Below are 9,556 nucleotides of genomic sequence, written 5' to 3'. Positions count from 1 at the left end.
TGGCACCATCGAACTGCCGGAAGGCGTAGAGATGGTAATGCCGGGCGACAACATCAAAATGGTTGTTACCCTGATCCACCCGATCGCGATGGACGACGGTCTGCGTTTCGCAATCCGTGAAGGCGGCCGTACCGTTGGCGCGGGCGTTGTAGCGAAAGTTCTGGGCTAATAATTTATTATCCCCGAATTAAAAAGGGCGCTTCGGCGCCCTTTTTGCTGTCTGCTATTTTACGACGATACATCTGATCGCATTTTATTGATGCCACACCGCACCGGTTCCTTATTTGTGCTATTGTAATTATAACTATTCTCATTTACACTTTGCGCATAAATTGAACGGGAGCGATTATGTACGTTTGTTTGTGTAATGGTGTAAGCGATAAAAAAATTCGCCAGGCTGTACGCCAGTTTCATCCGCAATCCTTTCAGCAGCTCCGCAAATTTATTCCTGTGGGAAATCAATGTGGTAAGTGCGTTCGCGCCGCACGTGAAATCATGCAAGATGAATTAACGCAGATGCCGGAATATAAAGAGATTGCCTGAGGCTTAATCTTTTTTTGACATCCCTGTAGCCCGATCTACGCTTCAATGAGTGAAGCGGAGGGACTATAAAATGAAAGGTGATGTTAAGGTCATAAATTATCTCAATAAATTATTGGGAAATGAGCTTGTCGCGATAAACCAGTACTTTCTCCATGCGAGAATGTTCAAGAACTGGGGTCTGATGCGCCTCAATGATGTCGAATATCACGAATCCATCGATGAAATGAAGCACGCTGATAAATACATCGAGCGTATTCTGTTTCTTGAGGGGATCCCTAATCTGCAGGATCTCGGTAAGCTCGGGATCGGCGAAGATGTTGAAGAGATGCTGCGTTCCGACCTGGCGTTAGAGCTGGAAGGGGCGAAGAACCTGCGTGAAGCGATCGCCTATGCTGACAGCGTACATGACTACGTCAGCCGCGACATGATGATCGAAATTCTGAAAGATGAAGAAGGGCACATCGACTGGCTTGAGACCGAGCTGGATCTGATTGGTAAAATCGGCCTGCAAAACTACCTTCAGTCGCAGATTAAAGTGGAAGAATAAACAGGCTCTTCCACCCGCAGATGAAACCCGCTACCGCCAGACATGGCCCAAAAGGCAGCGGGTTTTTTATTGCCTGCAGAGAGCGCTTACAGGTTATCTGAATACCGATGGCCAGCAGCGCCAGGAGTGACGCCAGCATGACGAGCTGGGGAAGCTGCGACCCGCCATGCCAGGCGCCCAGCGCCGCCAGAAATTTAACATCCCCGTACCCTAACCCTTCTCGTTTTCGTATCAGCCGGTACCCCCAGTAAACCGCCGCAAATGCGCTATAGCCAGCGATGGCACCGAGGACGGCCTGCGACAGCCTTGCTTCATGGCAGATAAGATTAAAAAGCAGCCCGAACCAGAGCAGGGGGCAGGTGAGCGCGTCGGGCAGCAGGCGGCGTCTGAGGTCGCAGAGACTCAGCGCGAGGTTCAGCACCAGGTAAATCAGCAGAAAGGGGAGGGTTGTTATCATCTCGATTATCCAGAAGCAGCGTTGCCGGGAGTGTGCAGGCGCACATCACGCCCGGGCAAATGGGCGTTGTCGGTAATGCGTAAGCTCTTCCAGTATTGTTGCCAGCGTTGCATAGCTTACCGCCCCTGCGGGAAGCGGCACCGCACTTTACTGTTGCTGATTTTATAAACACCACTTGCTTCGTGCCGTAATTTGCGTATAATGCGCGGGCTTGTCAAAATTGACGGCAGGTTCGATATGAACCCCGACAGTAAATTTTACTGTCAAACAATGTTCCCAATCGGGGAACTACGCAAGAACGGTTACACTCACCCATCAATCGTAATGGGCTCGAGGAGTAATCATTTTCGTTTATAAAATAATTGGAGCTCTGGTCTCATGCAGAACCAAAGAATCCGTATCCGCCTGAAAGCGTTTGATCATCGTCTGATCGATCAATCAACCGCGGAAATCGTCGAGACTGCTAAGCGCACTGGTGCGCAAGTCCGTGGTCCGATCCCGCTGCCGACCCGCAAAGAGCGCTTTACCGTTCTGATCTCTCCGCACGTTAACAAAGACGCGCGTGATCAGTACGAAATTCGCACTCACAAGCGTCTGGTTGACATCGTTGAGCCAACCGAGAAAACCGTTGATGCTCTGATGCGTCTGGATCTGGCTGCCGGTGTAGACGTGCAGATCAGCCTGGGTTAATCAGGTCATCGAGCGATTGAGAGGTTGAAACAATGATTGGTTTAGTCGGTAAAAAAGTGGGTATGACCCGCATCTTCACTGAAGATGGCGTTTCTATCCCAGTAACCGTAATCGAAGTTGAAGCAAACCGCGTTACTCAGGTTAAAGATCTGGCTAACGATGGCTACCGCGCAATCCAGGTTACCACCGGTGCTAAAAAAGCTAACCGTGTAACCAAGCCGGAAGCGGGTCACTTCGCTAAAGCTGGCGTAGAAGCTGGCCGTGGTCTGTGGGAATTCCGTCTGGCTGAAGGCGAAGAGTTCACCGTAGGTCAGAACATTAGCGTTGAGCTGTTTGCTGAAGTTAAAAAAGTTGACGTAACCGGTACCTCTAAAGGTAAAGGTTTCGCTGGTACCGTTAAGCGCTGGAACTTCCGTACCCAGGACGCGACTCACGGTAACTCCTTGTCTCACCGCGTTCCGGGTTCTATCGGTCAGAACCAGACTCCGGGCAAAGTGTTCAAAGGCAAGAAAATGGCAGGTCAGCTGGGTAACGAGCGTGTAACCGTTCAGAGCCTGGACGTAGTACGTGTTGACGCTGAGCGCAACCTGCTGCTGGTTAAAGGTGCTGTCCCGGGTGCAACCGGTAGCGACCTGATCGTTAAACCAGCTGTGAAGGCGTGAGGAGATAGCAATGGAATTAGTATTGAAAGACGCGCAGAGCGCGCTGACTGTTTCCGAAACTACCTTCGGTCGTGATTTCAACGAAGCGCTGGTACACCAGGTTGTTGTTGCTTATGCAGCAGGTGCTCGTCAGGGTACTCGTGCTCAGAAGACCCGTGCTGAAGTAACTGGTTCCGGTAAAAAACCGTGGCGCCAGAAAGGTACCGGCCGTGCGCGTTCTGGTTCTATCAAGAGCCCGATCTGGCGTTCCGGTGGCGTGACCTTCGCTGCTCGTCCGCAGGACCACAGTCAAAAAGTTAACAAAAAGATGTACCGCGGCGCGCTGAAAAGCATTCTGTCCGAACTGGTACGTCAGGATCGTCTGATCGTTGTCGAGAAGTTCTCTGTTGAAGCGCCGAAAACCAAGCTGCTGGCACAGAAACTGAAAGACATGGCTCTGGAAGATGTGCTGATCATCACCGGTGAGCTGGACGAGAACCTGTTCCTGGCCGCACGTAACCTGCACAAGGTTGACGTACGTGACGCGACTGGTATCGACCCGGTTAGCCTGATCGCCTTCGACAAAGTCGTAATGACTGCTGATGCTGTTAAGCAAGTTGAGGAGATGCTGGCATGATTCGTGAAGAACGTCTGCTGAAGGTGCTGCGTGCACCGCACGTTTCTGAAAAAGCGTCTACTGCGATGGAAAAAACTAACACCATCGTTCTCAAAGTTGCTAAAGACGCGACCAAAGCAGAAATCAAAGCTGCTGTGCAGAAACTGTTTGAAGTCGAAGTCGAAGTCGTTAACACCCTGGTTGTTAAAGGGAAAGTTAAACGTCACGGACAGCGTATCGGTCGTCGTAGCGACTGGAAAAAAGCTTACGTCACCCTGAAAGAAGGCCAGAATCTGGACTTCGTTGGCGGCGCTGAGTAAGTCGGAGGAGTAATACAATGGCAGTTGTTAAATGTAAACCGACATCTCCGGGTCGTCGCCACGTCGTTAAAGTGGTTAACCCTGAGCTGCACAAGGGCAAGCCTTTTGCTCCGTTGCTGGAAAAAAACAGCAAATCCGGTGGTCGTAACAACAATGGCCGTATCACCACTCGTCACATCGGTGGTGGCCACAAGCAGGCTTATCGTATTGTTGACTTCAAACGCAACAAAGACGGTATCCCGGCAGTTGTTGAGCGTCTTGAGTACGATCCGAACCGTTCCGCGAATATCGCGCTGGTTCTGTACAAAGACGGCGAGCGCCGTTACATCTTGGCCCCGAAAGGCCTGAAAGCTGGCGACCAGATTCAGTCTGGCGTTGATGCTGCAATCAAAGCAGGCAACACCCTGCCGATGCGCAATATCCCGGTTGGTTCTACCGTTCATAACGTAGAAATGAAACCAGGTAAAGGCGGTCAGCTGGCACGTTCCGCTGGTACTTACGTTCAGATCGTTGCTCGTGACGGTGCTTATGTCACCCTGCGTCTGCGTTCTGGTGAAATGCGTAAAGTCGAAGCAGACTGCCGCGCTACTCTGGGCGAAGTTGGCAATGCTGAGCATATGCTGCGCGTTCTGGGTAAAGCAGGTGCTGCACGCTGGCGTGGTGTTCGTCCTACCGTTCGCGGTACTGCGATGAACCCAGTCGACCACCCACATGGTGGTGGTGAAGGTCGTAACTTTGGTAAGCACCCGGTAACTCCGTGGGGCGTTCAGACCAAAGGTAAGAAGACCCGCAGCAACAAGCGTACTGATAAATTCATCGTACGTCGCCGTAGCAAATAATTTTAGAGGATAAGCCATGCCACGTTCTCTCAAGAAAGGTCCTTTTATTGACCTGCACTTGCTGAAGAAGGTAGAGAAAGCGGTGGAAAGCGGAGACAAGAAGCCCCTGCGCACTTGGTCCCGTCGTTCAACGATCTTTCCTAACATGATCGGTTTGACCATCGCTGTCCATAATGGTCGTCAGCACGTTCCAGTATTTGTTTCCGACGAAATGGTCGGTCACAAACTGGGTGAATTCGCACCGACTCGTACTTATCGCGGCCACGCTGCTGATAAAAAAGCGAAGAAGAAATAAGGTAGGAGGAAGAGATGGAAACTTTAGCTCAACATCGCCATGCTCGTTCTTCTGCTCAGAAGGTTCGCCTTGTTGCTGACCTGATTCGCGGTAAGAAAGTGTCGCAGGCCCTGGATATTCTGACCTACACCAATAAGAAAGCGGCTGTACTGGTCAAGAAAGTTCTGGAATCTGCCATTGCTAACGCTGAACACAACGATGGCGCTGACATTGACGATCTGAAAGTTGCGAAAATTTTCGTAGACGAAGGCCCGAGCATGAAGCGCATTATGCCGCGTGCGAAAGGTCGTGCAGATCGCATCCTGAAGCGCACCAGCCACATCACTGTGGTTGTGTCCGATCGCTGAGACTCTGGAGACTAGCAATGGGTCAGAAAGTACATCCTAATGGTATTCGCCTGGGTATTGTAAAACCATGGAACTCAACCTGGTTTGCGAACACCAAAGAATTCGCTGACAACCTGGACAGCGACTTTAAAGTACGTCAGTACCTGACTAAGGAACTGGCGAAAGCGTCCGTATCTCGTATCGTTATCGAGCGTCCGGCTAAGAGCATCCGTGTGACCATTCACACTGCTCGCCCGGGCATCGTTATCGGTAAGAAAGGCGAAGACGTAGAAAAACTGCGCAAGGTCGTAGCGGATATCGCTGGCGTTCCTGCACAGATTAACATCGCCGAAGTGCGTAAACCTGAACTGGACGCAAAACTGGTTGCTGACAGCATCACTTCTCAGCTGGAACGTCGCGTTATGTTCCGTCGTGCGATGAAGCGTGCTGTACAGAACGCAATGCGTCTGGGCGCTAAAGGTATCAAAGTTGAAGTTAGCGGCCGTCTGGGCGGCGCGGAAATCGCACGTACCGAATGGTACCGCGAAGGTCGCGTTCCGCTGCACACTCTGCGTGCTGACATCGACTACAACACCTCTGAAGCGCACACCACTTATGGTGTAATCGGCGTTAAGGTATGGATCTTCAAAGGTGAGATCCTGGGTGGTATGGCTGCTGTTGAACAACCGGAAAAACCGGCTGCTCAACCTAAAAAGCAGCAGCGTAAAGGCCGTAAATAAGGAGCGTCGCTGATGTTACAACCAAAGCGTACAAAATTCCGTAAAGTGCACAAAGGCCGCAACCGTGGTCTGGCGCAGGGTACGGATGTTAGCTTCGGCACTTTCGGTCTGAAAGCTGTTGGCCGTGGTCGTCTGACTGCACGTCAGATCGAAGCAGCACGTCGTGCAATGACCCGTGCAGTTAAGCGTCAAGGTAAGATCTGGATCCGTGTATTCCCGGACAAACCGATCACCGAAAAGCCGCTGGAAGTTCGTATGGGTAAAGGTAAAGGTAACGTGGAGTACTGGGTTGCCTTGATCCAACCGGGCAAAGTCCTGTATGAAATGGACGGTGTTCCGGAAGAGCTGGCCCGTGAAGCCTTCGGCCTGGCAGCAGCGAAACTGCCTATCAAAACCACCTTTGTAACTAAGACGGTGATGTAATGAAAGCAAAAGAGCTGCGTGAAAAGAGCGTTGAAGAGCTGAACACCGAGCTGCTTAACCTGCTGCGCGAGCAATTCAACCTGCGTATGCAGGCTGCAAGCGGCCAGCTGCAACAGACTCACCTGCTGAAGCAGGTTCGTCGTGATGTTGCACGTGTTAAGACTTTACTGACTCAGAAGGCGGGTGCGTAATGACCGATAAAATCCGTACTCTGCAAGGTCGCGTTGTCAGCGATAAAATGGAGAAATCCATTGTTGTTGCCATCGAACGTGTTGTGAAGCACCCAATCTACGGGAAATTCATCAAACGTACGACCAAACTGCACGTACATGACGAGAACAACGAATGCGGTATCGGCGACGTGGTTGAAATCCGCGAATGCCGTCCGCTGTCCAAGACTAAGTCCTGGACGCTGGTTCGCGTTGTAGAGAAAGCGGTTCTGTAATACAGTACGCCTTCTCGATATGAATAAACGGCTCAGCGATGGGCCGTTTATTTTTTCTACCCATATCGTTTGAGCGGTGTTATAATGCCGCGCCCCCGATATGGGGCTTTTTTAACGACCTGATTTCGGGTCTCAGTAGTAGTTGACATTAGCGGAGCACTAAAATGATCCAAGAACAGACTATGCTGACCGTCGCCGACAACTCCGGTGCACGTCGCGTAATGTGTATCAAGGTTCTGGGTGGCTCGCACCGTCGCTACGCAGGCGTAGGCGACATCATCAAGATCACCATCAAGGAAGCAATTCCGCGTGGTAAGGTCAAAAAAGGTGATGTGCTGAAGGCGGTAGTGGTGCGCACCAAGAAGGGTGTTCGTCGCCCGGACGGTTCTGTCATTCGCTTCGATGGTAATGCATGCGTTATTTTAAACAATAACAGCGAGCAGCCTATCGGTACGCGTATTTTTGGGCCGGTAACTCGTGAACTTCGTAACGAGAAGTTCATGAAAATTATCTCTCTGGCACCAGAAGTACTCTAAGGAGCGAATCATGGCAGCGAAAATCCGTCGTGATGACGAAGTTATCGTGTTAACCGGTAAAGATAAAGGTAAGCGCGGTAAAGTTAAGAATGTCCTGTCTTCCGGCAAGGTCATTGTTGAAGGTATCAACCTGGTTAAGAAACACCAGAAGCCGGTTCCGGCTCTGAACCAACCGGGTGGCATCGTTGAAAAAGAAGCTGCTATTCAGGTTTCTAACGTTGCAATCTTCAATGCGGCAACCGGCAAGGCTGACCGTGTAGGCTTTAGATTCGAAGACGGCAAAAAAGTCCGTTTCTTCAAGTCTAACAGCGAAACTATCAAGTAATTTGGAGTAGTACGATGGCGAAACTGCATGATTACTACAAAGACGAAGTAGTTAAGAAGCTCATGACTGAGTTTAACTACAATTCTGTCATGCAAGTCCCTCGGGTCGAGAAGATCACCCTGAACATGGGTGTTGGTGAAGCGATCGCTGACAAGAAACTGCTGGATAACGCAGCAGCTGACCTGGCAGCAATCTCCGGTCAAAAACCGCTGATCACCAAAGCACGCAAATCAGTTGCAGGCTTCAAAATCCGTCAGGGCTATCCGATCGGCTGTAAAGTAACTCTGCGTGGCGAACGCATGTGGGAGTTCTTTGAGCGCCTGATCACTATTGCTGTACCGCGTATCCGTGACTTCCGTGGCCTGTCCGCTAAGTCATTCGATGGCCGTGGTAACTACAGCATGGGTGTCCGTGAGCAGATCATCTTCCCAGAAATCGACTACGATAAAGTCGACCGCGTGCGTGGTTTGGATATTACCATTACCACTACTGCGAAATCTGACGAAGAAGGCCGTGCTCTGCTGGCTGCCTTTGACTTCCCGTTCCGCAAGTAAGGTAGGGTTACTGAATGGCTAAGCAATCAATGAAAGCACGCGAAGTAAAGCGCGTAGCTTTAGCTGATAAATTCTTCGCTAAACGCGCTGAACTGAAAGCGATCATTTCTGATGTGAACGCTTCCGACGAAGATCGTTGGAATGCTGTTCTCAAGCTGCAGTCTCTGCCGCGTGATTCCAGCCCGTCTCGTCAGCGTAACCGCTGCCGTCAAACTGGTCGTCCGCATGGTTTCCTGCGGAAGTTCGGGTTGAGCCGTATCAAGGTCCGTGAAGCCGCAATGCGCGGTGAAATCCCGGGTCTGAAAAAGGCTAGCTGGTAATTGTCACCAATTGAATCACGGGAGTAAAGACAGATGAGCATGCAAGATCCGATCGCGGATATGCTGACCCGTATCCGTAACGGTCAGACCGCGAACAAAGCTGCGGTCACCATGCCTTCCTCCAAGCTGAAAGTGGCAATTGCCAACGTGCTGAAGGAAGAAGGTTTTATTGAAGATTTTAAAGTTGAAGGCGACACCAAGCCGGAACTGGAACTTACTCTCAAGTACTTCCAGGGTAAAGCTGTTGTAGAAAGCATTCAGCGTGTCAGCCGCCCAGGTCTGCGCATCTACAAACGTAAAGATGAGCTGCCGAAAGTTATGGCGGGTCTGGGTATCGCGGTTGTTTCTACCTCTAAAGGTGTTATGACTGATCGTGCAGCGCGCCAGGCTGGTCTTGGTGGCGAAATTATCTGCTACGTAGCCTAATCGGAGGAAAAAATGTCTCGTGTTGCTAAAGCACCGGTCGTTGTTCCTGCCGGCGTTGATGTAAAAATCAACGGTCAGGTTATCACGATCAAAGGTAAAAACGGCGAGCTGACTCGTACTCTCAACGATGCTGTTGAAGTTAAACAAGCTGATAATGCTCTGACCTTCGGTCCGCGTGATGGTTACGTGGATGGTTGGGCTCAGGCTGGTACCGCGCGTGCCCTGCTGAACTCAATGGTTATCGGTGTTACCGAAGGCTTCACTAAGAAGCTACAGCTGGTTGGTGTAGGTTATCGTGCAGCGGTTAAAGGGAACTCTGTAAGCCTGGCATTAGGCTTCTCGCACCCTGTTGACCATCAGCTGCCAGCCGGTATCACTGCAGAATGTCCGACTCAAACTGAAATCGTGCTGAAAGGCGCTGATAAGCAGGTGATCGGCCAGGTTGCAGCAGATCTGCGCGCCTACCGTCGTCCTGAGCCTTACAAAGGCAAGGGTGTTCGTTACGCCGACGAA

Annotated in this window: 20 protein-coding genes and 1 pseudogene; 20 read left to right on the top strand and 1 reads right to left on the bottom strand. The window is 51.0% G+C overall.

Annotation, left to right across the window (positions count from 1 at the left end):
- From tuf to bfr, 3 genes and pseudogenes are all read left to right on the top strand, one after another.
- A pseudogene (gene tuf, locus JO226_RS00700) lies at positions 1 to 169 on the top strand (elongation factor Tu); the annotation flags it as partial.
- Positions 170 to 348: 179 nt separating this feature from the next.
- Complete coding sequence (bfd, locus tag JO226_RS00695; RefSeq protein WP_013364444.1) at positions 349 to 543, top strand: bacterioferritin-associated ferredoxin; 195 nt, start codon at positions 349 to 351, stop codon at positions 541 to 543.
- A gap of 70 nt (positions 544 to 613) precedes the next feature.
- Entirely contained in the window at positions 614 to 1,090 is a 477-nt protein-coding gene (gene bfr / locus JO226_RS00690; RefSeq protein WP_293478164.1) for a bacterioferritin, read from the top strand.
- On the opposite strand, the gene JO226_RS00685 is transcribed toward bfr, so the two are convergent.
- Positions 1,074 to 1,547, bottom strand: a complete 474-nt coding sequence (locus JO226_RS00685) for an A24 family peptidase (RefSeq protein WP_293478162.1) — start codon at positions 1,545 to 1,547, stop codon at positions 1,074 to 1,076. The genes bfr and JO226_RS00685 overlap by 17 nt on opposite strands.
- A gap of 378 nt (positions 1,548 to 1,925) precedes the next feature.
- On the opposite strand from JO226_RS00685, the gene rpsJ reads away from it, so the two are divergent.
- The 17 genes from rpsJ to rplF form a co-directional block, all read left to right on the top strand.
- Positions 1,926 to 2,237, top strand: a complete 312-nt coding sequence (gene rpsJ / locus JO226_RS00680) for a 30S ribosomal protein S10 (RefSeq protein WP_001181005.1) — start codon at positions 1,926 to 1,928, stop codon at positions 2,235 to 2,237.
- 32 nt (positions 2,238 to 2,269) lie between these two features.
- Positions 2,270 to 2,899: a 50S ribosomal protein L3 gene (gene rplC, locus JO226_RS00675; RefSeq protein ID WP_015962738.1), complete on the top strand. Its 630-nt coding sequence runs from the start codon at positions 2,270 to 2,272 to the stop codon at positions 2,897 to 2,899.
- Between the two features lie 10 nt (positions 2,900 to 2,909).
- Positions 2,910 to 3,515, top strand: a complete 606-nt coding sequence (rplD, locus tag JO226_RS00670; protein ID WP_000424395.1) for a 50S ribosomal protein L4 — start codon at positions 2,910 to 2,912, stop codon at positions 3,513 to 3,515.
- Positions 3,512 to 3,814, top strand: coding sequence for a 50S ribosomal protein L23 (rplW, locus tag JO226_RS00665; RefSeq protein WP_000617546.1), 303 nt, complete (start codon positions 3,512 to 3,514; stop codon positions 3,812 to 3,814). The genes rplD and rplW overlap by 4 nt, the downstream gene beginning before the upstream one ends.
- A gap of 17 nt (positions 3,815 to 3,831) precedes the next feature.
- Positions 3,832 to 4,653 carry a 50S ribosomal protein L2 gene (rplB, locus tag JO226_RS00660; RefSeq protein WP_000301859.1) on the top strand — a complete coding sequence of 274 codons (822 nt, stop codon included), beginning with the start codon at positions 3,832 to 3,834 and terminating at the stop codon, positions 4,651 to 4,653.
- A 16-nt stretch (positions 4,654 to 4,669) separates the two neighbouring features.
- Positions 4,670 to 4,948: a 30S ribosomal protein S19 gene (gene rpsS / locus JO226_RS00655; protein ID WP_001138115.1), complete on the top strand. Its 279-nt coding sequence runs from the start codon at positions 4,670 to 4,672 to the stop codon at positions 4,946 to 4,948.
- Between the two features lie 14 nt (positions 4,949 to 4,962).
- Positions 4,963 to 5,295, top strand: a complete 333-nt coding sequence (gene rplV / locus JO226_RS00650; protein WP_002919773.1) for a 50S ribosomal protein L22 — start codon at positions 4,963 to 4,965, stop codon at positions 5,293 to 5,295.
- Between the two features lie 17 nt (positions 5,296 to 5,312).
- Positions 5,313 to 6,014 carry a 30S ribosomal protein S3 gene (rpsC, locus tag JO226_RS00645; RefSeq protein WP_000529945.1) on the top strand — a complete coding sequence of 234 codons (702 nt, stop codon included), beginning with the start codon at positions 5,313 to 5,315 and terminating at the stop codon, positions 6,012 to 6,014.
- Between the two features lie 12 nt (positions 6,015 to 6,026).
- On the top strand, positions 6,027 to 6,437 hold the full coding sequence (rplP, locus tag JO226_RS00640) for a 50S ribosomal protein L16 (protein WP_002919759.1): 411 nt from the start codon (positions 6,027 to 6,029) through the stop codon (positions 6,435 to 6,437).
- On the top strand, positions 6,437 to 6,628 hold the full coding sequence (rpmC, locus tag JO226_RS00635; protein WP_008457158.1) for a 50S ribosomal protein L29: 192 nt from the start codon (positions 6,437 to 6,439) through the stop codon (positions 6,626 to 6,628). Before rplP ends, rpmC begins: the two co-directional genes overlap by 1 nt.
- Positions 6,628 to 6,882: a 30S ribosomal protein S17 gene (gene rpsQ, locus JO226_RS00630; protein WP_008457160.1), complete on the top strand. Its 255-nt coding sequence runs from the start codon at positions 6,628 to 6,630 to the stop codon at positions 6,880 to 6,882. The genes rpmC and rpsQ overlap by 1 nt, the downstream gene beginning before the upstream one ends.
- Before the next feature lie 164 nt (positions 6,883 to 7,046).
- Positions 7,047 to 7,418 carry a 50S ribosomal protein L14 gene (gene rplN, locus JO226_RS00625; RefSeq protein WP_008457164.1) on the top strand — a complete coding sequence of 124 codons (372 nt, stop codon included), beginning with the start codon at positions 7,047 to 7,049 and terminating at the stop codon, positions 7,416 to 7,418.
- 10 nt (positions 7,419 to 7,428) lie between these two features.
- Positions 7,429 to 7,743, top strand: coding sequence for a 50S ribosomal protein L24 (rplX, locus tag JO226_RS00620; protein WP_000729185.1), 315 nt, complete (start codon positions 7,429 to 7,431; stop codon positions 7,741 to 7,743).
- Between the two features lie 14 nt (positions 7,744 to 7,757).
- Complete coding sequence (gene rplE, locus JO226_RS00615) at positions 7,758 to 8,297, top strand: 50S ribosomal protein L5 (protein ID WP_001096200.1); 540 nt, start codon at positions 7,758 to 7,760, stop codon at positions 8,295 to 8,297.
- Positions 8,298 to 8,311: 14 nt separating this feature from the next.
- Positions 8,312 to 8,617 carry a 30S ribosomal protein S14 gene (gene rpsN, locus JO226_RS00610; protein ID WP_013364449.1) on the top strand — a complete coding sequence of 102 codons (306 nt, stop codon included), beginning with the start codon at positions 8,312 to 8,314 and terminating at the stop codon, positions 8,615 to 8,617.
- Positions 8,618 to 8,650: 33 nt separating this feature from the next.
- Positions 8,651 to 9,043: a 30S ribosomal protein S8 gene (gene rpsH, locus JO226_RS00605; RefSeq protein ID WP_001462169.1), complete on the top strand. Its 393-nt coding sequence runs from the start codon at positions 8,651 to 8,653 to the stop codon at positions 9,041 to 9,043.
- Positions 9,044 to 9,055: 12 nt separating this feature from the next.
- Positions 9,056 to 9,556 (top strand): 50S ribosomal protein L6 (gene rplF / locus JO226_RS00600; RefSeq protein ID WP_293471746.1); only part of this gene is annotated, 501 nt, incomplete at its 3' end.

Origin of the sequence: Pluralibacter sp. (assembly GCF_019237635.1) — a bacterium.
Lineage (GTDB): Bacteria > Pseudomonadota > Gammaproteobacteria > Enterobacterales > Enterobacteriaceae > Enterobacter_B.
This window is presented reverse-complemented; position numbering and strand designations above follow the sequence as displayed.